The 22,326-nt window shown below is 67.4% G+C and carries 23 protein-coding genes; 10 read left to right on the forward strand and 13 right to left on the reverse strand.

Annotated elements, in window-relative coordinates; all coding sequences use genetic code 11:
* Positions 1 to 27 precede the first annotated feature (27 nt).
* Together IQ782_RS17080 and IQ782_RS17085 are read right to left on the reverse strand one after the other, a co-directional pair.
* Positions 28 to 984, reverse strand: coding sequence for a tripartite tricarboxylate transporter substrate binding protein (locus IQ782_RS17080; protein ID WP_240989356.1), 957 nt, complete (start codon positions 982 to 984; stop codon positions 28 to 30).
* Positions 985 to 1,027: 43 nt separating this feature from the next.
* Positions 1,028 to 1,483 carry a tripartite tricarboxylate transporter TctB family protein gene (locus tag IQ782_RS17085; protein WP_194135878.1) on the reverse strand — a complete coding sequence of 152 codons (456 nt, stop codon included), beginning with the start codon at positions 1,481 to 1,483 and terminating at the stop codon, positions 1,028 to 1,030.
* A 397-nt stretch (positions 1,484 to 1,880) separates the two neighbouring features.
* Here IQ782_RS17085 and IQ782_RS17090 point away from each other — a divergent pair, with 397 nt between their 5' ends.
* The 3 genes from IQ782_RS17090 to IQ782_RS17100 are packed head-to-tail and all read left to right on the forward strand — an operon-like array spanning position 1,881 to position 4,812.
* Entirely contained in the window at positions 1,881 to 2,999 is a 1,119-nt protein-coding gene (locus IQ782_RS17090; protein ID WP_194135879.1) for an iron-containing alcohol dehydrogenase family protein, read from the forward strand.
* 28 nt (positions 3,000 to 3,027) lie between these two features.
* Complete coding sequence (locus tag IQ782_RS17095) at positions 3,028 to 4,059, forward strand: four-carbon acid sugar kinase family protein (RefSeq protein ID WP_194135880.1); 1,032 nt, start codon at positions 3,028 to 3,030, stop codon at positions 4,057 to 4,059.
* A 57-nt stretch (positions 4,060 to 4,116) separates the two neighbouring features.
* Complete coding sequence (locus IQ782_RS17100; RefSeq protein WP_194135881.1) at positions 4,117 to 4,812, forward strand: FadR/GntR family transcriptional regulator; 696 nt, start codon at positions 4,117 to 4,119, stop codon at positions 4,810 to 4,812.
* 13 nt (positions 4,813 to 4,825) lie between these two features.
* Here IQ782_RS17100 and xylB read toward each other — a convergent pair whose 3' ends face one another.
* From xylB to IQ782_RS17140, 8 genes are all read right to left on the reverse strand, one after another.
* A complete protein-coding gene (xylB, locus tag IQ782_RS17105) occupies positions 4,826 to 6,277 on the reverse strand; it encodes a xylulokinase (RefSeq protein ID WP_194135882.1) in 1,452 nt (483 codons plus the stop codon).
* Positions 6,278 to 6,300: 23 nt separating this feature from the next.
* Positions 6,301 to 6,999 (reverse strand): HAD family hydrolase, encoded by a 699-nt coding sequence (locus tag IQ782_RS17110; RefSeq protein ID WP_194135883.1) that lies wholly within the window; start codon positions 6,997 to 6,999, stop codon positions 6,301 to 6,303.
* 45 nt (positions 7,000 to 7,044) lie between these two features.
* On the reverse strand, positions 7,045 to 8,106 hold the full coding sequence (locus IQ782_RS17115; RefSeq protein ID WP_194135884.1) for an ABC transporter ATP-binding protein: 1,062 nt from the start codon (positions 8,104 to 8,106) through the stop codon (positions 7,045 to 7,047).
* 12 nt (positions 8,107 to 8,118) lie between these two features.
* A complete protein-coding gene (locus IQ782_RS17120; RefSeq protein ID WP_194135885.1) occupies positions 8,119 to 9,171 on the reverse strand; it encodes an NAD(P)-dependent alcohol dehydrogenase in 1,053 nt (350 codons plus the stop codon).
* Between the two features lie 3 nt (positions 9,172 to 9,174).
* Positions 9,175 to 9,429, reverse strand: a complete 255-nt coding sequence (locus IQ782_RS17125) for a DUF2160 family membrane protein (RefSeq protein WP_240989357.1) — start codon at positions 9,427 to 9,429, stop codon at positions 9,175 to 9,177.
* Between the two features lie 4 nt (positions 9,430 to 9,433).
* Positions 9,434 to 10,270: a carbohydrate ABC transporter permease gene (locus IQ782_RS17130; RefSeq protein ID WP_194135886.1), complete on the reverse strand. Its 837-nt coding sequence runs from the start codon at positions 10,268 to 10,270 to the stop codon at positions 9,434 to 9,436.
* Positions 10,271 to 10,273: 3 nt separating this feature from the next.
* Positions 10,274 to 11,149, reverse strand: a complete 876-nt coding sequence (locus IQ782_RS17135; RefSeq protein WP_194135887.1) for a carbohydrate ABC transporter permease — start codon at positions 11,147 to 11,149, stop codon at positions 10,274 to 10,276.
* Between the two features lie 108 nt (positions 11,150 to 11,257).
* The gene (locus IQ782_RS17140; protein WP_194135888.1) at positions 11,258 to 12,694 is read right to left on the reverse strand and encodes an extracellular solute-binding protein; all 1,437 of its coding nucleotides are present in this window, start codon (positions 12,692 to 12,694) and stop codon (positions 11,258 to 11,260) included.
* Between the two features lie 212 nt (positions 12,695 to 12,906).
* Between IQ782_RS17140 and IQ782_RS17145 the strand changes: the two genes are divergently transcribed.
* The 7 genes from IQ782_RS17145 to IQ782_RS17175 all read left to right on the forward strand — a co-directional run bounded on the left by IQ782_RS17145 (position 12,907) and on the right by IQ782_RS17175 (position 19,603).
* Entirely contained in the window at positions 12,907 to 13,863 is a 957-nt protein-coding gene (locus IQ782_RS17145) for a sugar-binding transcriptional regulator (RefSeq protein ID WP_194135889.1), read from the forward strand.
* Positions 13,864 to 14,116: 253 nt separating this feature from the next.
* Entirely contained in the window at positions 14,117 to 15,001 is an 885-nt protein-coding gene (locus IQ782_RS17150; RefSeq protein WP_194135890.1) for a sugar phosphate isomerase/epimerase family protein, read from the forward strand.
* 1 nt (position 15,002) lies between these two features.
* The gene (locus IQ782_RS17155) at positions 15,003 to 15,977 is read left to right on the forward strand and encodes a tagatose kinase (protein WP_194135891.1); all 975 of its coding nucleotides are present in this window, start codon (positions 15,003 to 15,005) and stop codon (positions 15,975 to 15,977) included.
* Positions 15,974 to 17,254 (forward strand): class II D-tagatose-bisphosphate aldolase, non-catalytic subunit, encoded by a 1,281-nt coding sequence (locus IQ782_RS17160; RefSeq protein ID WP_194135892.1) that lies wholly within the window; start codon positions 15,974 to 15,976, stop codon positions 17,252 to 17,254. Before IQ782_RS17155 ends, IQ782_RS17160 begins: the two co-directional genes overlap by 4 nt.
* 72 nt (positions 17,255 to 17,326) lie before the next feature.
* Positions 17,327 to 18,091: an SDR family NAD(P)-dependent oxidoreductase gene (locus IQ782_RS17165; protein ID WP_194135893.1), complete on the forward strand. Its 765-nt coding sequence runs from the start codon at positions 17,327 to 17,329 to the stop codon at positions 18,089 to 18,091.
* Between the two features lie 45 nt (positions 18,092 to 18,136).
* A complete protein-coding gene (locus IQ782_RS17170) occupies positions 18,137 to 18,862 on the forward strand; it encodes an SDR family oxidoreductase (protein WP_194135894.1) in 726 nt (241 codons plus the stop codon).
* A 9-nt stretch (positions 18,863 to 18,871) separates the two neighbouring features.
* Complete coding sequence (locus IQ782_RS17175) at positions 18,872 to 19,603, forward strand: SDR family oxidoreductase (protein ID WP_194135895.1); 732 nt, start codon at positions 18,872 to 18,874, stop codon at positions 19,601 to 19,603.
* A gap of 24 nt (positions 19,604 to 19,627) precedes the next feature.
* Here IQ782_RS17175 and IQ782_RS17180 read toward each other — a convergent pair whose 3' ends face one another.
* The 3 genes from IQ782_RS17180 to IQ782_RS17190 are packed head-to-tail and all read right to left on the reverse strand — an operon-like array spanning position 19,628 to position 22,324.
* Positions 19,628 to 20,680 (reverse strand): ABC transporter ATP-binding protein, encoded by a 1,053-nt coding sequence (locus IQ782_RS17180; RefSeq protein ID WP_194135896.1) that lies wholly within the window; start codon positions 20,678 to 20,680, stop codon positions 19,628 to 19,630.
* Positions 20,673 to 21,626: an ROK family protein gene (locus IQ782_RS17185; RefSeq protein ID WP_194135897.1), complete on the reverse strand. Its 954-nt coding sequence runs from the start codon at positions 21,624 to 21,626 to the stop codon at positions 20,673 to 20,675. Before IQ782_RS17185 ends, IQ782_RS17180 begins: the two co-directional genes overlap by 8 nt.
* The gene (locus IQ782_RS17190) at positions 21,623 to 22,324 is read right to left on the reverse strand and encodes a ribulose-phosphate 3-epimerase (protein WP_240989358.1); all 702 of its coding nucleotides are present in this window, start codon (positions 22,322 to 22,324) and stop codon (positions 21,623 to 21,625) included. Before IQ782_RS17190 ends, IQ782_RS17185 begins: the two co-directional genes overlap by 4 nt.
* Positions 22,325 to 22,326: the final 2 nt, after the last annotated feature.

Here is a 22,326-nt window from a genome sequence, read left to right on the forward strand (position 1 = left end):
GCAGGCCGGGAAACTCCCGGCGCCGCATCAGTTGTTCATGCCGAGCATGTCGAGCTTTTCGAGCACGTCATGGGTGGTTTCCATGTCCTTGCGGGCGCGGGCCTCGAAGGCCTCGCCGTCCTCGAAGGTCACGAATTCCCCCATGTCGGTGAGCGTCTTCTTGAACTCTTCGTCGTTCGCGACCTGCTTGATCGCGTCACGCAGCCAGGCAAGCGTCTCGGCGTCCATGCCTTTCGGCCCGACCAGTCCCTTCCAGGACGACCAGGTGAAATCGACGCCCTTCTCGACCGCGGTCGGCGTGTCGGGGAAGAGGTCGATGCGCGCGTCTTCCATCACGAAGAGCGGGGTCATCTGGCCCGACTCGGAGGCCGCCTTGGCCTCGGCCGGGGATGCCACCATCGCATCGATATGGCCGCCGATGCAGGCGGTCCGCGCCTCGGACGAGCCGTTGAAGGGCACCGACTCGATGCTGATGCCCGCGGCATCCGCAAAGGCTTCGGCCGAGATCTGGTTGGCCCCGCCCGCACCAGAGTTGCCGATCTGCGGCGCCTTGGTCTTGGCATACTCGATGAAGCCGTCGTAATCGGAGAAGGGCGCGTCCGCGCAGGCGACAAGCAGCTGCAGCGAGCGGGCGAAGAGCCCGATGAATTCGACGTCGTCGAACTGGTAGTCGGTGCCACCGATCAAGGGCAGGATCGCCAGGGGGCCCTGCGCGCCGGCTGCCAGCGTGTAGCCGTCGGGCCGCGCGTGAACCGCCGCCGAGGAGCCGATGCCGCCACCGCCGCCGGGCTGGTTGCGCACCACCATCTGGCCATCGAACAGCCGCTCGAAGGCGTCGGCCACCACGCGGACCGACAGGTCGGTCGAGCCGCCCGCCGAATAGGGCACGACCACCTGGATCGGGCGGGCCGGGAAGTCCGCCGCAACGGCGGCACCTGCGGTGGCGGTGGCCAGGGCGGCCCCGATGAGGGTTTTCTTGATCATGAAGTATTCCTCCCTTCAGATTGATTTTTGATTTGGTCTTGGCTTACGGCAACCAGACGGACAGCAGCTCGGTAAACCCGAAATAGATCGCGAGCGTCATGCCGACGGGAAACAGGACGACGAGCAGCCAGTTGCGCTCGCCCAGAAGAAGCAGCCCCACGATGAAAGCCACCAGCGTCGAGGGCAGGTAGCCGATCGGCATGAAGGCCGCCGCGTAGCAGATCATCAGCAGAGTGAAGCCCGCCATGGCGACAAGCACACGCTTGCCGGGCATCATGATGTCGGTCTCCGGCGTGCGCTCTGCGCGCAGCGCCCGCACGATCAGCAGCACCGACAGCAGCGCGATCAGGCCGATCACCAGCCAAGGCAAGAAGCTCGGTCCGGCAGCGCTCGAACCAATGCCCTGCTTTATGTAGGTCGTGCGCCAACTGACGAAGCCGCAGAACAGCAGCAAGCCGGCGCCAATCCAGAGATCTGCCTTTTGCTCGCGTAGGACCATTGGCCACTCCTCCCCTTCGACAGCACGTGTCACGGCACATCGCCGGACCTGATCTGCAGCGCAAGATGTCGCCAAGATGACAACATGTCAAATAAAAAACTGAGGCGAGCCAGGCAATCACGCGCCAAGCGATGATCGCGGCAAAAAATTCTCCTGGAAATAGCGCCACAAACAACCGTTTTACTTATATATTTTTGCTGAGTGTTGACCGCATTGCGCATACGGCACCCGCCACATTCACCGTCACAACTCCAAGTTACCATTTGACAAGTTGTAAATCTTTCGCCAGTCATTGCGACAAGAGACCGACCTGCCCAGAGGCGGCGGCGACTCGGACGAGCACATTCGAACACGCAAGACACGGGCGGCGACGGCGCGCCCCGAGGAGGATACCGCGATGCACGACCTGACGACCCCAATCGAGCTGCGCCGTCCCGCGTTGATCCACTACGGCAGCGGCACATTGGCAAAGCTCGCAGAATGGGTTGCCGCGTCGGGCTACACGGCACCCTTCGTGGTGGCCGACGCGGTCAATGCGGCGCGCCTGCCGGTGCTCGGGCTTGGCGAGGTCGCCTGCTTCGGCACGGTCGTGCCCGAGCCCGACAGCGAAAACCTTGCCGCCGCCGTCGCAGCCGCAAAGGGCGCGGACCTGGTGATCGGCTTCGGCGGCGGATCGGCGATGGATCTTGCCAAGCTTGTCGCCGTGATGATCGACCAGCCGCTCGGGCTCGCCGACATCAGCGGCCCGAACCGGGCTCCCGCACGCAAGGTCGGCCTCGTGCAGATTCCGACCACCGCCGGCACCGGCTCCGAGGTCGGCACGCGCGCCCTGGTCACCGACCCCGCAACGAACAGCAAGATCGCGACCGAGAGCCCGCATATGCTGGCCGATCTGGCGATCATCGACCCCGATCTCACGATGACCGTTCCGCCGCATGTGACCGCCGCCACCGGGGTGGACGCGATGGCCCATTGCGCCGAGGCCTTCACCTCGAAGCGCGCCCACCCGTTGATCGACGGCTACGCGCTCCAGGGGATCGAGCTCGTGGGGCGGTTCCTGCGCCGCGCGGTCGAGAATGGCGAAGACACCGAGGCCCGCGCCGGGCTGTCGCTGGCGGCCTTCTATGGCGGCATCTGCCTTGGGCCGGTCAATACCACTGCCGGACACGCGCTGAGCTACCCGCTCGGAACCCGCTACAAACTGCCGCACGGGATCGCCAACGCGCTGATCTTCCCGCATGTTCTGGCAGCCAACGCCGCCGCGCAGCCTGCGAAGACCGCGATGATCGCCAAGGCCCTGGGCTTCGAGGCCGGCAGCGAGGCCGAGATCCGCGACGGGGCGACCGCCTTCTGCGCCGCGCTCGGGCTTGACATGCGGCTGCGCGCGCATGGGGTGGATGCGGCAGACCTGCGGGCGATGGCCGAAGAAGCCCATGCCATCCGCCGGCTTCTCGACTGGAACCCGCGCGACCTTTCGGTCGACGAGATCGAGGACATCTACCGCCGCGCCTTCTGACCGGGCGCACCGCATCGAGGGGAGAGAGATGCGCAAACGGGTGCATATCGTCGCCGACGACCTGACCGGCGCCCTGGACAGCGCCGCGACCTTCGCAGCGCGCGGGGCGCGGGTGCGCGTCGCCTGCCGCCCCGCCGACCTGCCCGAGGCACTGGCCTCCGGGGCCGAGGTCATCGCCGTGGCCACCGGCACCCGCGATGGCTCGGAAGCGCGGGCGATTGATGTATTGCGGCAGGTCGCCCATGACCTGGCCGGGCACGACGGCATCCTCTTCAAGAAGATCGACAGCCGTCTAAAGGGGCACATCGGCGCCGAGTTGGCGCAGCTGGCCCCTCCTGACACGCCGCTGGTCGCGAACCCGGCCATCCCCAAGCTCGGGCGATTTTGCCTTGATGGCGCGGTGACCGGGGCGGGCGTTCCGGACCCCATTCCGGTCGCCCCACATATTGGCCGCGCGATCTCGGTTTCCGATGCACGCACGCAAGAAGATCTCGCCGCGCAGCTCCCTGCCGAGCTTGGCCGGACGGTGCTTGTGGGTGCGGCGGGCCTGGCAGAAACGCTCGCGTTGCGCCTCTGGCCCCACCCCGCCCCCTGCGCGCCCACGCGGCTGGAGCTACCCGCGCTTCTGGCCATCGGATCGCGCGATCCGGTGACCGTCGCACAGATCGACGCTTTGCAGGCCGTGCCGGTGCTCGAGGCTCCGAACGGGGAGTTGGACCCGCTGCCGCTGCCCACGGAAGCACCTTTGGCGCTGGTCCGGATGACCGCCGGTCCCGTGCCAGTCTCGGGCGCAGAGGCGGGCGCCGCCTTTGCCAAGACCGTCGCGAAGATGCAGGCCCGCATGCAGCCCGCAACCCTTTTCGCATGCGGTGGCGAAAGCGCGGCAGCGCTTCTCGAACGGCTCGGGATCGGACAACTGGACGTCTTGGGCGAATTGCTCCCCGGTGTGCCGGTGTCACGCAGCGCAAACGGCCAACGGCTCACGCTGGTCACCAAATCCGGAGGTTTCGGCGCTGCCGACACACTGGTCAAACTTGTCAAAATGCTGACGAACGACTAATCCAAATCTCCGGAGGACGAGGCAGGGCTGATGGCGACAGGCAGAACAAAAACGCGAATGCCCCTTGCGGACAAGGTGTACCATTCGCTGCACACGCGGATCGTCAATGGCGAGTACCCGCCAAACGAAAAACTTCCCGCGGAAATGCAACTCGCCGAGGAATTCGGCGTGTCGCGCCCTGTGCTGCGCTCGGCGCTGGAGAAGCTTCGCGACGAGGGCATGGTCGTGTCGCGGCAGGGGGCGGGCAGCTTTGTGCGCGCCAATGCCACCACCGCGCCGCTCGAGTTCTCAAAGGTCGAGACGCTGGCCGACATCCAGCGCTGCTACGAGTTCCGCATCAACCTCGAGACCGAAGCCGCCGCACTTGCCGCGCAGCGTCGCAACGACGAGCTTCTGGGCGAGATCGAGAAGGCGCTGGACCTGCTGCGCGCCGCGACCGGCTCTCTTCAACACCGCGAAGACGCGGACTTCATGTTCCACAGCAGCATCGCCCGGGCCTCGAACAACCAGTATTTCGAAGCCACGTTCCGCGCCCTGCGCGATCACGTCAACGTCGGCATGAAACTGCACGGCGAGTCCCTGATGAACGACGGCCGCAAGGGGCTCGAAGAAGTTCTGGCCGAGCACACGCAGATCTTCGAGGCAATCCGCGATCGCGCGCCGGAACTTGCCCGCAGCGGGATGCGCCAACACCTCGAACACTCGCGGGACCGCCTCTTCGGCGGCGGGCTGCTCGACCTGTCGCTGCGCTGATTTCTCGGCTCTGCTACTGCACCGCGCGAATTGCCCCGTAGGCGTTGCAGAACCGCGCATAGCCAGCGTCGAAATCCGGCAGAAGCGCCGGGTTCGGCAGGATTTCCTCGCGGGTCGTGGGCGGCACCATAACCTCTTCGGGCGTGCCATCCCCCGCCGCCAGCATGGCCAGCCGCGCCGCGCCAAGCGCTGCTCCGAATTCCCCACCACTCGGCAATTCGAGCTGAACGTTGAGCGCCGTGGCGATCAGATTGAGCCAGTAGCGCGAGCCGGTGCCCCCGCCGATCGCGATCAGGCGCTCGAGCCGCAGGCCGGTTCCTTCAAGCGCGGCCAGACTGTCCCGCAGGCCGAAGGCCACCCCTTCCAGCACCGCCCGCGTAAGATCATCGCGGGAACTTTCGGCACCGAGCCCGGTGAAGCTGCCACGGATTTCCGCGTCATTGTGTGGTGTGCGCTCCCCCGACAGATACGGGAGGAACCTGACCCGACCCGGCGCAAGCAGCTGCTCTCCCAGGCCGGCGGTCAGATCCCGCGGAGCGCTGCCGGTGATGCGCGCCAGCCAGTTGAGGCTGTCGGCGGCAGACAGCATCACCCCCATCTGGTACCAGCGCCCCGGCACCGCGTGGCAGAAGGTGTGCAGCGCGGTTTCGGCAGCGGGCCGGTAACCATCCCGCGCCGCGAGCAGCACGCCGGAGGTACCCAGCGAGACGAACCCCTGCCCCTCGTTCATCGCGCCGATGCCGCAAGCGGCCGCGGCGTTGTCGCCCGCGCCGGCCGCCACCACCACGTCGGCGGACACCCCCCAGCGCGCGGCAAGCTCGGACTTGAGCCGGGCCCCCGGCTGGCACCCCTCGAGCAGCTCGGGCATCTGGTCGCGGCGCATGCCGCTCGCGGACAGAAGCGTCTCGGACCAATCGCGGGTGCCGGTGTCGAGCCAGGACGTGCCGGCGCTGTCGGACATGTCGGCGAAATAGGCTCCGGTCAGATAGAAATTCAAATAAGCCGCGGGCAACAACACCTTGGCAATGCGCGCGAAATTCTCGGGCTCATGGCGGCGCATCCAGGCGAGCTTAGGGGCCGTGAAGCCGGGAAAGACGATATTGCCGGAGATCTGCCGAACCCCGTCAGCGGCGTCCAGCGCCGCGGCCTCGACATGCGAGCGCGTGTCGTTCCACAGGATGCAGGGCCGGATCACCGCGCCGCTTTCGTCGAGCACCGTAGCGCCGTGCATATGCCCCGCGACACCGATCCCCCGCAGCGCTGCGAAGTCCGGATGCGCGGCCCGCAGATCGGCGACGGCGCGCTCAAGAGCGGCGATCCAATCCTGCGGGTCCTGCTCGGACCAGCCCGACCGCGGATGGCGCGCCTCGTAGGCGTGCTCGGCAGCGCCGAGCGGGGTGCCTTCCGCATCCACCAGCAAGGCCCGAAGCCCCGATGTGCCCAGGTCGATGCCCAGATAGACCATGATTGCCCCTCCCGAGAGCCGGTTCACTGCGGCTGCGGCTGATCACCGAGCAGTGCCGCATACATGTTCGACATCTCGGCGAGCACCTCCTCTGCGCCCGCCTGTCTCAGGATTTCTGCGTGGGCGTTGCGCCGCCCGTCAAGATGCGAACCGCCGGTGAAGCCGATGGCGCGCATTCCCGCCGCCCGCGCCGCCGCCACGCCATGCGGCGAATCCTCGACAACCACGCAATGCTCTGGGGCAACGCCGAGCCGCTCTGCCGCCAGCAAGAAGAGATCCGGCGCTGGCTTGCCGCGGGCAACCTGGTCGGCGCTGAACCCCCGGCGCTCGAAGAACGGCGCCAAGTCCGCGACCCGCAGCGTGGTCGCGAGACGCCTGAGCGATCCGCCGGTGCCGATCGCCATGGGGATGCCCGCATCCCGCAACTGGCAAAGCAGCGCGCGCACCCCCGGAATGAGGTGAAGCCCCGCCTCGTAGCGCGCAAAGAGCCTGCGTTCGAAGTTGTCCGAGAAGTCCGGCGGACAGGGCGCACCCGAGCGCTGCGCCACATGCGCGTGGATCACCGAGATCGAGACGCCCAGGAAGCGCGCGCCGATCTCCTCTGGCGTGGCGTCCTCGATCCCGAGCGCGCGCATCTCCTCGGCGATGGCCGCCAGCGAATGCGGCTCGCTGTCCACCAGACAGCCGTCGAGATCGAAGATGACGGCATGGGTCTGGGTCATGTCCTGCGTCCTTCTCCCCTTGGTCCGATCCCCGTCTCTCGGGTTTCAGATGCGCTGCTCGCTCTCGCGGTCGAAAAGATGCACCAGCGCCGGGTCGATGATGAAGCCGACCTCGGTGCCGGGACGCGCCGTGATCCGCTCCTTGACCACCGCGTCGACAAGATCGCTGCCCGCCTTGGCAAAGACCTGCGTTTCGGACCCGGTGGGCTCGACCACCACCACGCGCACGGGAATACCGCCCTCGCCGATGCCGATATGTTCGGGACGGATGCCGTAGGTGACCCCCTGCCCCTCGCGCGCGGCGGTCGCCGGCAACGGCAGCTCCAGCCCGCCGTCCGAGACGAAGCGCTTCTCGCCGCCGCGGGTGGCGACATGGCCGTGAAGGAAGTTCATCGAGGGCGAGCCGATGAATCCGGCGACGAAGACGTTCTGCGGCTCGTCGTAGAGATCGAGCGGCGCGCCGATCTGCTCGACCCGGCCGTCGCGCATCACCACGATCTTGTCGGCCATGGTCATCGCCTCGATCTGGTCGTGGGTGACATAGACGATGGTGGTCTTCAGCCGCTGGTGCAGTTCCTTGATCTCGACCCGCATGGTGACGCGCAGCTTGGCATCGAGGTTCGACAGCGGCTCGTCGAAGAGGAACACCTGCGGGTCGCGCACGATGGCCCGGCCCATGGCGACGCGCTGGCGCTGCCCGCCCGAGAGCTGCTTTGGATAACGGTCGAGGTAGCGGTCGAGATCGAGGATCGCCGCCGCGCGGCCCACCTTGTCGTCGATCTCGGACTGCGGGCGCTTGGCCATCTTCAGCGGGAAGCCCATGTTCTCGCCCACGGTCTTGTGCGGGTAGAGCGCGTAGCTCTGGAACACCATGGCGATGTCGCGCTCCTTGGGGGGCACGTCGTTGACCACGCGCCCGCCGATCGAGACGGTGCCGCCGCTGATCTGCTCGAGCCCGGCCAGCATCCGCAGGAGCGTGGACTTGCCGCAGCCCGACGGGCCGACGAGCACGACGAACTCGCCATCCTCGATGTCGACGCTGACGCCGTGCATGACCTGAAGCGCCCCGTAGCGCTTGATCACGTTGTCGATCTTTACCTCTGCCAATGGCCTGCCCCCCTACTGCGGCAATTCGATCTGCATCTTCACGTCGGCCGGCGGCGCGGATGCGGCGATCTCGAAGGCGCGGACGCTCTCGTCGAAATCGAAGGTTCTGGTGATCAGCGGTTTCACGTCGATGGCGCCGGAGGCGAGCATCGCGACGCAGCGCGGAAAGACATGGGCGTAGCGGAAGATGTTCTCGACCCGCGCCTCGCGCACCATGGCGGCTCCGGCGTCATACTGTATGGGGTCGGGCTGGCCGCCGATCATCACCACGCAGCCGCCTGGCGCCAGCGCCTCGAAGACGCCCGCCGCCGCCTTCGGCGAGCCCGTCGCCTCGAAGACGATGTCCGCGCCCCAGCCCTCGGTCTCGGCGTGGACCTTTTCCGCCAAGTTCGCCTTCCCCGCGTGCACCGGCACGATGGCGCGGCTGAGCGAGGCGGCGATCTCGAGCTTCTTCTCGGCCAGATCGGTGACATAGACCCGCGCACAACCGGCGGCGAGCGCCGAGAGCGCCGTCACCAGCCCGATCGGCCCGGCCCCCAGCACCACGGCGATGTCGCCCGGGCGCACCCGCGCCTTGGTCGCGGCGTGCACGCCGACGGCAAGCGGCTCGACCATTGCGGCCTCGGCAAAGCTGACGTTGTCCGGGAGTTTGAAAGTGAACGCCGCGGGGTGCACGCAGGTCGGGCGCAGGATTCCATGCACCGGCGGCGTCGCCCAGAAACGCACGGCGGGATCGACGTTGTACATGCCGAGCCGGGTGGCCTTGGAGTTCGGATCGGGGATGCCCGGCTCCATGCAGACCCGGTCGCCGACCTTCAGGTGCTGCACCTCGCCGCCGGTCTCGATCACGGTGCCCGAGGCCTCGTGGCCGAGGATCATCGGCGCCTTGACCTCGAACTGGCCGATCTTGCCGTGGGTGTAGTAATGCACGTCCGAGCCGCAGATGCCGACGGTGTGCAGCTTGATCCGCACGTCGCGCGGGCCGAGCGCCGCTTCCTCGCGGTCGATCTCGGGGACGTCGCGCAGCGACAGCTCGTCTTTGCGTTCGAGAACGAGAGACTTCATGGTCTAGCCTTTCGTGATGATGAGCACGGCCAGCGCGAGTGCGATGGCGTTGGAAATCCAGATCGACGGGCCGAACGGCTCGATGAAGCGGAACCAGATCAGCGACAGCGCGACCCAGATCACCACCGAGATGAACAGCCGGTCGAACCAGTTGGTCTGGATCGGCAGGAAGCCGGTCTTGGTCTCTTCGGGCGGCGCGTCGGTCTCGTGCAGGTTCAGTTTCTCGTCCATGTCGCCCAGTTCTTCGAGATCGGTCATGTCCTCATCCCTTCACGGCGCCGAATGTGAGACCCGCCACGATGTGTTTCTGCACCATGCCGAAGACGATCAGCGCCGGGATCAGGGTGAAGACCGAGATTGCCGCCATGATCCCCCATTCGGTGCCGGTTGTGGTGACATATTCCGACAGGCCGGTGGTCAGCGTGCGGGCGTTGAAGTTGGTCAGAGTCGCGGCCAGCAGGTACTCGTTCCAGGCAAACACCCAGGTCAGGATCAGCGTCACCGCAAGGCCGGGCCGGGCCAGCGGGAACACCACCTCGGTGATCACCTTCCAGGCGCTGGCACCGTCGACATAGGCGGCCTCGTCCAGCTCCTTGGGGATGCCGTCCACTGTCGGGCGCAGGGTCCAGATGGCGAAGGGCAGATTGAAGGTGCAATAGACCAGGATCATGCCGATGCGGGTGTCGAGCAGGGTGAAATCCCCGACCTTGTAGACCTGCGTCATCAGCAGGAAGAGCGGCAGCAGGAACACCGCGGGCGGGGCCATGCGGTTGGTGATGGTCCAGAAGAAGATGCTCTCCTTGCCGCCCATGTCGAAACGCGACAGCGCGTAGCAGGCCAGGAAGCCGAGCGTCGTGCAGAGCAGCGCGTTGCCCGAGGAGATCACCAGCGAGTTGACCATGTAGCCGCGCAGCGTGCGGTCGTTCAGCACGTCGATGTAGTTCTGCCAGTAGATGTTTTTCAGCAGGATGTCGGGGGTCGAGAAGAGATCCACCGCCGGCTTCACCGAGATGACGAAGAGCCAGTAGATCGGAAACAGCGTCAGGAAGCTGATCAGGATCCAGAACAGCACGTAGAGCCAGGGGCGGTTCTTGCGCATGGGTCAGCCCTTCTTGTTGCGGGGGGCGATGAGGCCGACGTAGAGCAGCCAGCACACCACGATGGTGAGATAGAGGACGATGACCGAGATCGCCGAACCGTAGCCGTAGTTCGTCCTCGGGAAGACCTCCTTGAAGATGTGCACGCCGACGTAGCGGGTGGCCGAGCCCGGCCCGCCGCCGGTCAGCATCAGCACCTCGTCGACGGTGCGCAGCGCGTCCATCAGGCGGATGAAGACCGTGGCGAGGATCGCCGGGCGGATCATCGGCAGGGTGATGTGCCAGAAGATCTGCCGCTTGTTCGCGCCGTCGATCTGCGCCTGCTCGAAGGGGTCGGGCGGCAGCGAGACCAGCGCCGCGATCAGCGTCAGCGTGACCAGCGGCGTCCAGTGCCAGATGTCCATGACCACGGTGGTGATGAATGCCGCGATGGCACTCTGGCCGATGTTGAGGTCATAGCCGAACCAGCTGTCCAAAAGGTTGGGAATGATGCCGATCGACGGCGTGGTCATCAGCTTCCAGATCGAGCCGACGATGATCGGCGCCATGATCAGCGGCAGCGTGTGGATGGTGCGGAAGATCGCCTTGCCGGGGAAGTCCTTCATGAAGGCCTGCGCCAGCAGGTAGCCGAGGATCAACTCCGAGATCACCGCGAAGAACACGAAGGCGGCGGTCACCCCCAGCGAGGCGAGGAACTGCGTGTCGAAGACAACGCGGCGGTAATTCTCGGCCCAGTTGAACACCATGTCGGGATTGACCGCGAAGGGGTTCCACTGGTGGAACGATACGTAGACGACGTAGATGAACGGAAGCACGCCGAAGAAGAACAGCACCAGCAGCGTCGGTGCCAGCAGCAGCCATCCCAGTTTGTTGGAGTGCATCGGGAGATCCTTTCGGTGCTGGGCGCGAACCGGCCCTGCCCGGACGCAGCGCGCGGCCGGGAGCGACGGGCCGCCCGAAGGCGGCCCTCCTGCGAAGCCTCTGGGGCCTTACTGGCGGTAGCCGAGGTCGGTCAGTTCCTGCTCGGTCTTCTCGGCCATCTGGTCGAGTCCGCTGTCGGGATCGATCTTGCCGGTCAGGATGTCGTAGAAGATCGGCGCGATCGCCTCGCGCAGCTGCGCGTGGAACGGATAGGGCGGCGCCCCGGCGAAGAGCTTCCCGTCTTCGCGGAGCATGTCGTAGTAGCCGCCCAGTTCGTCGTTCATCTCCTGCACGCCCGGGTCGTCGTAGGTCGCGGTATGGGTGATGCGCGGTGCTGCGACGGCCCAGCCCGGCTGCACGGATTCCTGTCCGATGTACTGCAGGAAAAGCAGCGCGGCGTCCTGGTTCTTCGAGGTGACCGGCAGGCCGAAGGCACCGCCATCGTAATAGCCGATGTAGCCGTCGCCGGCCTCTGCCTCGGCCATCACCCCGTCCTCGAGCGGCGGCAGCGCCACGCCGACATTGCCCACCACCCGCGACTTGCTGTCATCCGAGGCGATCCAGGCGGCGTTCTCGCCGTAGACGAGACCCTGCGCGGCGCGTCCGGCGGCAAAGGTCGTGGCGACCTCGGTCCAGGTCGACTGCACCGACTCCGGCGGGGCGATGTCGCGCATGTGCAGCCACCACTTCAGCGCCGCCTTGGCCTTGTCCGAGTTCATCGTGCCGCCGTTCTCGACGGTGGCGGCGTAGTTGTTGTCGGGGTCGATCCCCCAGCCGTAGACGCCGAAGGTCGGCGCGACGGTCTCGACGTATTCGTACCAGGAGGCCGGGTGGCCGGTGTGCGCCTGCGCCGTCGTGCCCCAAAGGTCCATGTCGTGATCTTCGCCCCACTTGGTGAAGAACTCGGCGATCTGGGTGTACTCTTCATGGGTGGTGGCGGGCTTCAGCTCGTTGCCCGTCGCCTCCTTGAAGGCGGCCTGCACCTCCGGGTCGTTGAACAGGTCGGTGCGGTAGAGGTAGATCTTGATGAAGGCTTCCATCGGGATGCCGTAGAGATCGCCGTTCTCGCCCCGGAAGTAGTCGGCGAAGGTGGTGAAGGCGGCCTCGTCGAAGCCCGGCGCCTTAAGATCGGGATTGTCGGCCAGCGACTTCGTCACATCGACGAGGAAGTTCCGCGCCAGGTAGGCGTAGACGATGTCCTGCTCGATGTAGACCATGTCGTAGATGCCGGTCCCGGCCTCCATGTCCTTGATCGCCTTGTCGTACATCTGGTCCCAGGAGGTGGTTTCGATCTCCACCCGGATGCCGGTCTTTTCCTCGAACTCGGGGGCCAGAACGTCGCTGATGTAATTGGACGGCGGCGTCGCCTCGGTCACCCCGCGCAGCGTCACCCCCTGGAATTTCTCGCCGGCCTTGGCCCAGAAGTCGTCGTCCTGGGCGAATGCGCTGCCGGCAGCAATGGACAGGGCCAGCGCCGAAACGCCCAGCCTGAATGCAAAGCTCATGATCTTCCTCCCTAAAATATCGGTTCGGCGCCGTCCTTCCGCAGCAATCGCGGCTCCTCTCGCAGCGCCTCTCCCTGCGTCACCTTTACAAATGTATCACCATCCATTCAAGTGAAATATGCATCTGTAATTTATACACTACAGATGTAATAACTGGCGTATCCCGCAGGCTTGCTGCTAATCTTGATCCTCGGGGATGATGGGAACTGCCGATGCTCAAGGAAAAAGAAGACGAGGCGATCTCGTTCGTCAGCGAGGTGTGCTGGCACTATTACGTCAACGGCATGACGCAGGCCGAGATCGGCCAGTCGCTGGGGGTCACGCGGCTGCGGGTAAACCAGGCGATCCAGAAGGCCAAGGCGCTCGGCATGGTGAAGGTGCAAATCGAGTCACCCTTCCTGCCGCGCGTCGAGATGCAGAATGCGCTGCGCGAGGCGCTGGGGCTGGAGCAGGTTCTGATCGCCCCGGCCAACCGCGACAATTACGACTTTCACACGCCGGTCGGGGCCGCGCTGGCCTCCTTCCTGTCGCGGCACCTGGAAACCGCCGGCTGGCGTCGGATCGGCGTGTCCTGGGGCATGACGCTGCAATGCGCCATCGCCCACATGGCGCGGCAAGAGTGTCCCGACCTCGAGATCATCTCGATGATCGGCGGCACCACCAAGGGCGCGGTGTTCAATTCCTTCGGCATCGCCTCGGGCTTCGCCGAACGGCTGGGGGCGAGCTACTCGCTGCTCGCCGCGCCGATCTTCCTGTCGGAGGGCATCGACCGCGATGCCTTCCTCGGGCAGGAGATCTTCCGCGAGCACCTGGGCAAGTTCGAGACCCTCGACGCCGCCATTCTCACGGCGAGCGACATCTCGGCACGGTCCTACCTCGTCTCTTCCGGCCTGCCCTCGCAGGCCCACGCCGAGCGGCTGGTCGAGCTTGGCGCAATTGGCGACGTGGTCGGGCGCTTCCTTGATGCCGAGGGACGGAACGTGTCGAACGACCTCGACGACCGGACCATCGGAATCACGCTCGACACGCTGGCCGCGATCCCCGAGAAAATCCTCGTCGCGGCCGGTCCGCACAAGGTGAACGTGATCCGTGCGGCAGCGAAACGCGGATTGATGAGCATGCTCGTCACCGATGACGTGACCGCGGAGCTTTTGCTCAGGGACACCTGAACATCCTGATAATGCGCGACTTTCATGACCCCTGGCACCACCACGGCGCCGGGGTTTCGCGCGTTGTATCGCCCGGCACCGGACCTGGATCAAAAAACTGCCGCGCGTAAAAAAATCATTTGTAAGATTATAAATGCACTTGTAACGTTCGCGAAGATCGGGGCCGATGCCGCCCCCGATCGCGCCGGGTGATCTTGCGGCGCGCAGTCCGGTTGGGAGGCCGGCGCGGCACAAAGCAAACGGGAGGAGCTGCATGGGCAAGCTGGGGATTCACTCGTTCGTCTGGACGGGCGGGCAGACGCAGGGCGATCTGGAAATGGCGCTCGAGAAAACCGCCGAGCACGGCTATCGCACCATCGAATTTGCCTACCTGCGCCCCGAGCTCTTCGATCTCGACCGGCTGGCCCGAAAGGCGCAGTCGCTCGACGTGGAAATCGGCGTGACCATGGGGCTGCCCGCCGAGAAGGACGTCTCGAGCGAGGACCCGGAACGCGTCGCCGCGGGCAAGGCGATGCTGCGCGACGCGGTGCAGGCGGTGCGCGACATCGGCGGCAACAAGCTCGGCGGCATCCTCTACTCCGCGCATATGAAGTACGACCGCCAGCCCTCGGAAGACGGCTGGAAGAACAGCGTCGAGGCGATCGCGGAGACCGCCGATATCGCACAGGCGGCGGGCATCGATCTGGTTCTGGAGGTGGTCAACCGCTTCGAGACCAACCTGCTCAACACCACGGCGCAGGGGCTGAAATTCATCGACGCCACCGGCTCGGACCACGTGCGGCTGCACCTCGATACCTTCCACATGAACATCGAAGAGGCCAATCCCGCCGCCGCCATAAGGCTGGCCGGGGACAAGGTCGGCTACTTCCACATCGGCGAAAGCAACCGCGGCTACCTCGGTGACGGCACCGTCGATTTCGGTCTGATCTTCGACGCGCTGCTCGACATCGACTACCAGCGCGACATCGTCTTCGAGAGCTTTTCCAGCGCGGTGGTCGACGAGGGGCTGTCGCGCGCTTGCGGCATCTGGCGCGACACGTGGACCGACAGCGATCCGCTCGCCGCGCACGCCAAGGGGTTCATCGAGCGCGGCATGGAGGAGGCCCGCCGCCGCCGTGCCACCAATGCGCGGGCCTGAGATGCGCTTTCCCGCCCCGGACAGCCTCGGACCCACGGTCTGCGTCGGCGAGATCCTCGTCGAGATCGTCGCGGCCACGCCGGGCGCGGGGTTTCTCGAGGCGCAGCCGCTGGTCGGCCCCTTCGCCAGCGGTGCCCCCGCGATCTTCATCTCGCAATGCGGCCGGCTCGGCGGCAGTGCCGCGCTGGTGGGCTGCGTCGGCGCGGATGACTTCGGGCGGCTGAACCTCGACCGACTGGCCCGTGACGGGGTGGATACCTCCGCGATCCGCATCGATCCAGACTACCCCACCGGCAGCGCTTTCGTGCGCTACCGCTTGGACGGCGAGCGCGATTTCGTCTTCAATCTCGCCACATCCGCCGCCGCCCGCTTCGGCTGGGATGATGCGACCGGAGCGTTGCTTGCGCGCGCCGGGCATCTGCACGTGATGGGCACCGCGCTCGCCATGGCCAGCGCCTGGGAGGTGATCGACCGCGCCGTGCCGCTGGTCAAGGCGCGTGGGGGCAGCGTCTCCTTCGATCCGAACCTGCGCAAGGAACTGCTGAACGACCCTGAGGTCCTGCCGCGGTTTTCGCGCATGGTCGCACAGTGCGACCTGCTGCTGCCCTCGGGCGACGAGCTGCTCATGGCGGCGGGCACGGACAGCGGCGACAGGGCAGTGGCCGCGCTTTTCGACCTCGGCATTGGCGAGATCGCCCTCAAGCAGGGCGCGGCTGGCGCGACCGTCTACGCGGCAGGGGCCGCGCCGGTCTCTGCCCCCGCCTTCTGCGTCCAGGAGCTGGACCCGACCGGTGCCGGGGACTGTTTCGGCGGCGCCTATGTCACCTGCCGCCGACTCGGCATGGGGATCGCCGAGGCGCTGACCTACGCCTGCGCCGCCGGGGCGCGGAACGTGACGGTCCGCGGCCCGATGGAAGGTGCCGGAACCCGCGCCGAGCTTGATGCCTTCATCGCCGCGACGGAGCGGCGGGCATGAGCCGGCTGGCGCTCACCGATCTTGCGGCGGCGCGCGGGAGGCGCGGGCTGACCTCGGTCTGTTCGGCGCACCCGCTGGTGCTGCGCGCGGCGCTGCGGCTCGGGCGGCAGACCGGCGAAACGGTGCTGATCGAGGCCACCTGCAACCAGGTCAACCATCGGGGCGGCTACACCGGCATGACGCCCGCCGATTTCGCCGCGCTGGTCCGCCGGCTCGCATCGGAGGAAGGACTGCCCGATGCGCAGCTTTTGCTTGGCGGCGATCACCTTGGCCCCAACCCGTGGCGCGACCGGCCCGCCGAAGCGGCGCTGGCCGAGGCCGAGGAGATGGTCGCGGCCTATGTCTCTGCGGGCTTCGGCAAGATCCACCTCGACGCCTCGATGGGCTGCGCTGACGAGCCGCCCGCGCTTGACGACGAGACCACGGCGCGCCGCGCCGCCCGGCTGGCCAGCGTGGCCGAGCGGGTCGCCCGCGAAAAGGGCCTGCCCGCGCCGCGCTATATTCTCGGTACGGAAGTGCCGACGCCGGGCGGCGCCGACCACCTGCTCGACAGCGTCGCGCCAACTGCGCCCGAAGCCGCCCGGCGCACCATCGAGGTGCACCGAATGGTCTTTGCCAGGGCCGGTCTGGAAGACGCGTTTTCCCGCGCGATCGCGCTGGTCGTCCAGCCGGGCGTGGAGTTCGGCAATCGCAATGTCATCCCCTACGACCCAGCGCGGGCGAAGGCGCTCAACGCGGTGCTGCGCGAGGAGCCGCGTTTCGTCTTCGAGGCGCATTCCACCGACTACCAGGGGGCCGCCCCCCTCGCTGCGTTGGTGCGCGGCGGCTATGCCATCCTCAAGGTTGGACCCGAGGTCACCTTCGCCCTGCGCGAGACGCTCTACGCGCTCGACCTCATCGCGTCGGACCTGATCCCCGGCTACGGCGAGCGCCCGCTGATGGCGGCCATGGAGCGCGCGATGCTCGACGCCCCCCGCGACTGGCAGCGCCACTATGGCACGGGCATCGATGCACATCTGCTGCGGCACTACTCGCTGTCGGACCGGATCCGCTACTACTGGCCCGCGCCCGGCGCACAGCGGGCCGTGGACCGGCTGCTCTCGGCGCTCTCCGGCAACCGCCTGCCGATGCCGCTGCTGCGCCAGCACCTGCCCGCCGCCCTGTCCCTCGCCGATCAGCCGCTCGACCCCGAAGCGCTGCTCATCAGCCGCGTCATGGACGCGCTCCGCCCCTATTCCGCCGCCTGCCTGCAGGACGACGCCGCCACACCGGCCTGAATCTTATTGGCCTGAATCTTATTGGCCCGAATTTTACCGGCCTGACGCCGGACCCACGACGGAGGAAATCCCATGCCCCTCGACCAGTTCCGCCTCGACCGCAAGACCGCGCTGATCACCGGAGGCAACCGCGGCATCGGCCTTGCAATCGCGCGGCTCTTCGGCGAGGCGGGCGCGCGCTGCCTGCTCACCAGCCGCAGCGAGACGCCGGAGCTGACCGCCCTGCTGGAGGAGCATCCGGACCGCTACCGCTGGGTGCAGGAGGATGTGACCGACCCCGAGGCGGGCGCGCGGCTGGTCGCCGCGACCCTCGACGCCTTCGGAACACTCGACGTGCTGGTCAACAACGCCGGGGTCGCGGCCAACGGCAATTTCCACGAGTTCGACGACGCGCAGCTCGACTACATCATGGGCACCAACCTCATCGCGCCGTTCCGCATCGCCCGCGCTGCCGTGGCGCAGATGCTGAAGCAGGGCGGCGGCACAGTGGTCAACGTCGGCTCGATCTCGGGCTATGTGGCCAACAAGCCGCAGCTGCAGGTCGCCTACAACGCGTCCAAGGCGGCGATCCACCAGATGACCAAGACCATGGCCTTCGAATACGCCGGGCGCGGCATCCGAGTGAACGCCATCGCGCCGGGCTACGTGGTCTCGGACATGACCAAGGGCGGCATCGCCAACGCCGAGTGGAACCGCATCTGGACCGAGAACACCCCCATGGGCCGCTTCGCCGAGCCCGAGGAGATGGCCAATTGCGCGCTGTTCCTCGCCTCGCCGGCCTCGAGCTACGTGACCGGGGAAATCCTCGTCGCGGACGGCGGCTACACCACGCATTGAACATCGGACACGCGGGCCGCACGGCCCGCCGGAGGGAGGAGAGACATGAGCAAACTGACGGGAAAGGTCGCCGCGATCACCGGCGGGGCTTCGGGGATCGGGCTGGCCTCGGCCGAGGCGATGCATGCCGAGGGTGCGACCGTTGTGCTGGTCGACCGCGATGAAGCGGCGCTGGAGAAGATCGTCGCCCGGCTCGGCGCGCGCGCCATCGCGCAGGTGACCGACCTGCTCGATCCCGCAAGCTGCGACGCGATGGTGCCGCAGGTGCTGGAGAAGGCCGGACAGATCGACATCCTGCATTGCAACGCCGGCACCTACATCGGCGGCGACCTGACCGAGACCACCCCCGCCACCATCGACCGCATGCTGAACCTCAACGTCAACGCGGTGATGAAGAACGTGCACGCGGTGATCCCGCACATGACCGGCCGCGGCACCGGCGACATCGTGGTGACCTGCTCGGTCGCCGGGCATTCGGCGATCCCCTGGGAGCCGGTCTACTCGGGCTCGAAATGGGCGATCACCTGTTTCGTGCAGACCATGCGGCGGCAGCTCTTCAAGCACGGCATCCGGGTCGGGCAGGTCTCGCCGGGGCCGGTGATCTCGGCGCTGCTGGCCGACTGGCCCGAGGAAAACCTGCGCAAGGCCAAGGAGAACGGCAGCCTGATCGAGCCCGAGGAAGTGGCCGAGGCGGTGCTCTTCATGCTGACACGCAAGCGCACGGTGACAATCCGCGACGTGATCGTCCTGCCGACGAACTTCGACATCTAGGGGGCGGGCATGGCTGATCTTTCCGGGCTGACCGCCCTCATCACCGGCGCCGCGGGCGGCATCGGCACGGCCATGGCCGAGGGCTTCGCCGCCGCCGGAGCGCGGCTGGCGCTGGTCGACATCCGCGACGCCTCGGAGCTTGCCGCGCGGCTGGGGCCGGAGCATCGCGCCTTCACGCTCGATCTCGAGGACCCCGAGGCGATCGCCGCACGCACCGCCGAGATCGGCGAGGCCATGGGCATCGACATCCTGGTCAACAACGCCGGCCACGGGGTGATCTTTCCCGCCGAGGAGCCGCAGGTCGAAACCTGGGACCGCACCATGCGGATCAACCTGCGCGCACCATGGCTGCTGGCGGCGGCGGCCCTGCCCTACCTCAAGGCCTCGGGGCGCGGGCGGGTGATCAACATCTCGTCGCAGGCGGGGGTGGTGGCGCTCGACGAGCACGCTGCCTACGGCGCCAGCAAGGCCGGGCTGATCCTGCTGACCAAGGTGCAGGCGTTTGAATGGGCGCGCCATGGCGTCACGGTAAATGCCATCGCGCCGACCGTGGTCGAGACCCCGATGGCGGTGATCGGCTGGTCTGGCGAGAAGGGCGTGAAGGCCCGCGCCGAGATCCCCGTGGGCCGCTTCGCCAAGCCGCGAGAAATCGCTGCCGCAGCGCTCTATTTCGCCTCGGAGGATGCCGCCATCGTCACCGGCGAGACATTGATGGTGGACGGCGGCTTCACCATGCGCTGACGCCGCCCCCCGTCCGGGCCCGCGTCACGCGGGCTCGGGCAGGGCAGCGGGGATCGCGACCCGGCGCTCCTCGCGATCGAAGAGGTGCAGCCTCGCGCGCTCGGCGCAGAGCGACAGACCATCCCCCGCGCGCCCCTCGAAGCCGCCATCCGTCTGCACCACCAGCTCGGTGCCGTTCGCCAACTCCACGTGCAGGTTGGTCAGCCCGCCGAGCCGCTCGACGATCCGCAATATGCCCTGCCAGCCGATTGCGCCATTTTCCGCCGTGCCGATGGCGATATGCTCGGGACGTATGCCCAGCGTGACACCCGCGCCGGGTAGCCGCAGGTCTGCGGGCAAATCACCGACCGGCAGGAAGTTCATCTTCGGCGCGCCGATAAAGCCCGCGACGAACATGTTGGCGGGCCGGTTGTAGAGTTCCATCGGCGCGCCGACCTGCTCGATCCGCCCGTCGCGCAGCACCACGATCTTGTCGGCCATGGTCATCGCCTCGGTCTGGTCGTGGGTGACGTAGATCATCGTCGCCTGCAGCCGCTCGTGCAGCCGCATCAGCTCCAGCCGCATGTTCACCCGCAGCGCCGCATCGAGGTTCGACAGCGGCTCGTCGAAGAGGAACACCTTGGGGTCGCGCACGATGGCGCGGCCGATGGCCACCCGCTGGCGCTGTCCGCCCGAGAGCTCGCGCGGTCGGCGCTCCAGCAGGTGCCCGAGTTCCAGCACCTCGGCGGCGGCGCGCACCATGCGGGCGCGCTCCTCTTTCGGCACCTTGGCGACGCGCAGCGCGAAGCCCATGTTCTCCTCGACCGTCATGTGCGGGTAGAGCGCGTAGCTCTGGAACACCATGGCAAGGCCGCGGTCCATCGGCTCGCTGTCATTCTCGCGCCGCCCGTCGATCAGCAGCTCGCCAGCAGTGATCGGCTCCAGCCCCGCGATCATCCGCAAGAGGGTGGACTTGCCGCAGCCCGAGGGGCCGACGAAGACGACGAATTCGCGGTCGTGCACCTGCAGGTCCACGCCCTTGATGACCTCGAGCCCGCCAAAGCTCTTGCGCAGGCCCTTCAATTCCAGATCAGCCAAGTTTCCTCTCCCTCCCGAGGTCCGGCAGTGCCTGCCGGACGATATGTGCCATGCCGACCAGCCCCGCCGCGTCGCCGAGCGCGGCGCGCAGCAGCGGCGTATCCCGGTAACTGGGCATCGCAGAGCGCGCGATCTCGGCGCGGATCGCGGGCTCCAGCAAATCGAAACCGTTGGCCAGCCCGCCGCCCATCACCAGAACGTCCGGCGCGTAGAGATGCAGCAGGTTCGCGAAACCCCGGCCCAGCCAGCGCCCGTGCTCGGCAACGAGCCGTCGCGCCAGCCGGTCGCCGCGACGCGCGGCCTCGATCACGTCGCGCCCGCTCGGCGGCGGCGTGCCATCCTTGCGCGCGCGCATCACCCGCGCCGCGCGCCAGCCAAGCGCGGTGCCCGAGGCCAGCGCCTCGAAACAGCCCTGCGCGCCGCAGGCGCAGTCGGTGCTGTGCTCGGCGATCTTCATGTGGCCGATCTCTCCGGCCAGGCCGCCGCGTCCGCGCAACACGTGGCCGTCGACGATCACCCCGCCGCCGATGCCGGTCGAGACGGTGACAAAGACCAGCGATCCCGCGCCCTGCCCCGCACCGTGAAGCTGCTCTCCCAGCGCGGCGGCATTGGCGTCATTCTCCAGCAGCACCGGCAGGCCGAGCCGCTCTCCGAGCAACGCGCTCACCGGCACGTCGCGCCAGCCGAGCAGCGTCGGCGGCGCCAGCATCCGGCCGCCGGTCGCATCCAGCGGGCCGGGCGCGCAAAGGCCAGCCGCCAGCGGCGCCGGTCCGGTGTCCCGGCAGCGGGACGCCAGCGCACAGAGCCCGTCCAGCACGGCACCCACCCCTTCGCGCGCCGGGGTCGGTGCCTCGGCACCGGCCAGCCGCGTGCCGTCCGGCGCCATCAGCGCCGCGCGCATGCGCGTGCCGCCGAGATCAAAGCAGAGGACGGGCGCGGCGCTCATGCCAGCTGCGCCCCGAGCCCGCGCAGCCAGTCGAAGCGCGCCGGAAGGTCCTCGGCGCCGAAGGCCAGGGAGCCCATCACCACGGTGTCCGCCCCGGCCGCGCGCAAATCCGGCACGGTGGTCTCGCGGATCCCCCCGTCGGCGGCGATCAGCACGTGTCCAAGCCCGCGGGCGTCCAATCGGCTGCGCAGCTGGCGGATGCGCAGACAGGCCTCGGGGTCGAGACCCGCGCCCTTGATGCCGATGCGCGTGCCCATGAGCGTCACGATTGCCACCTTGGACAGGAACGGCTCGAGCGCCTCCAGCGGTTGCTCGAGCGTCAGCGCAACACCTGCCGCCGTCCCCCGCGCCGCCAGCATGTCGAGCGCGGCGAGCCCTTCCTGCCCGGTCTCGGCATGAACGGTCACGAGGTCTGCGCCGGCCTCGGCGAACTGCCGCGCCTGCGCGACGACGATGTCGCCCTGCGTCATCAGGTGCACGTGCACCGGGGCCTGTGCCGCCTCGGCGATGCGGGCCACGAGATCTGGAAAGAACAGGAACCCCGGGGTGAAGCGCGCGTCGGCCACGTCGATGTGAAGGACATCAGCATAGGGCGCGATCCGCGCCATGTCGCGCTCGAGGTTCAGCAGGTCGGCGGACCAGAGCGAGATCTCGGCCAGCAGGCGGTTGCGGGGGAGCGTGTCGGGAAACGAGGTCATGG

Source organism: Salipiger mangrovisoli, from assembly GCF_015223355.1.
Lineage (GTDB): Bacteria > Pseudomonadota > Alphaproteobacteria > Rhodobacterales > Rhodobacteraceae > Salipiger > Salipiger mangrovisoli.

Excerpts from the sequence above, each read along its gene's own strand:
- IQ782_RS17080 (WP_240989356.1), bottom strand. The coding sequence starts at position 984 with ATGATCAAGAAAACCCTCATCGGGGCCGCCCTGGCCACCGCCACCGCA.
- IQ782_RS17150 (WP_194135890.1), top strand. The coding sequence starts at position 14,117 with ATGGGCAAGCTGGGGATTCACTCGTTCGTCTGGACGGGCGGGCAGACG.
- IQ782_RS17135 (WP_194135887.1), bottom strand. The coding sequence starts at position 11,149 with ATGCACTCCAACAAACTGGGATGGCTGCTGCTGGCACCGACGCTGCTG.
- IQ782_RS17095 (WP_194135880.1), top strand. The coding sequence starts at position 3,028 with ATGCGCAAACGGGTGCATATCGTCGCCGACGACCTGACCGGCGCCCTG.
- IQ782_RS17140 (WP_194135888.1), bottom strand. The coding sequence starts at position 12,694 with ATGAGCTTTGCATTCAGGCTGGGCGTTTCGGCGCTGGCCCTGTCCATT.
- IQ782_RS17085 (WP_194135878.1), bottom strand. The coding sequence starts at position 1,483 with ATGGTCCTACGCGAGCAAAAGGCAGATCTCTGGATTGGCGCCGGCTTG.
- IQ782_RS17170 (WP_194135894.1), top strand. The coding sequence starts at position 18,137 with ATGAGCAAACTGACGGGAAAGGTCGCCGCGATCACCGGCGGGGCTTCG.
- IQ782_RS17185 (WP_194135897.1), bottom strand. The coding sequence starts at position 21,626 with ATGAGCGCCGCGCCCGTCCTCTGCTTTGATCTCGGCGGCACGCGCATG.
- IQ782_RS17190 (WP_240989358.1), bottom strand. The coding sequence starts at position 22,324 with ATGACCTCGTTTCCCGACACGCTCCCCCGCAACCGCCTGCTGGCCGAG.
- IQ782_RS17175 (WP_194135895.1), top strand. The coding sequence starts at position 18,872 with ATGGCTGATCTTTCCGGGCTGACCGCCCTCATCACCGGCGCCGCGGGC.
- IQ782_RS17130 (WP_194135886.1), bottom strand. The coding sequence starts at position 10,270 with ATGCGCAAGAACCGCCCCTGGCTCTACGTGCTGTTCTGGATCCTGATC.
- IQ782_RS17155 (WP_194135891.1), top strand. The coding sequence starts at position 15,003 with ATGCGCTTTCCCGCCCCGGACAGCCTCGGACCCACGGTCTGCGTCGGC.
- xylB (WP_194135882.1), bottom strand. The coding sequence starts at position 6,277 with ATGGTCTATCTGGGCATCGACCTGGGCACATCGGGGCTTCGGGCCTTG.
- IQ782_RS17110 (WP_194135883.1), bottom strand. The coding sequence starts at position 6,999 with ATGACCCAGACCCATGCCGTCATCTTCGATCTCGACGGCTGTCTGGTG.
- IQ782_RS17145 (WP_194135889.1), top strand. The coding sequence starts at position 12,907 with ATGCTCAAGGAAAAAGAAGACGAGGCGATCTCGTTCGTCAGCGAGGTG.
- IQ782_RS17120 (WP_194135885.1), bottom strand. The coding sequence starts at position 9,171 with ATGAAGTCTCTCGTTCTCGAACGCAAAGACGAGCTGTCGCTGCGCGAC.
- IQ782_RS17125 (WP_240989357.1), bottom strand. The coding sequence starts at position 9,429 with ATGACCGATCTCGAAGAACTGGGCGACATGGACGAGAAACTGAACCTG.
- IQ782_RS17165 (WP_194135893.1), top strand. The coding sequence starts at position 17,327 with ATGCCCCTCGACCAGTTCCGCCTCGACCGCAAGACCGCGCTGATCACC.
- IQ782_RS17160 (WP_194135892.1), top strand. The coding sequence starts at position 15,974 with ATGAGCCGGCTGGCGCTCACCGATCTTGCGGCGGCGCGCGGGAGGCGC.
- IQ782_RS17100 (WP_194135881.1), top strand. The coding sequence starts at position 4,117 with ATGCCCCTTGCGGACAAGGTGTACCATTCGCTGCACACGCGGATCGTC.
- IQ782_RS17090 (WP_194135879.1), top strand. The coding sequence starts at position 1,881 with ATGCACGACCTGACGACCCCAATCGAGCTGCGCCGTCCCGCGTTGATC.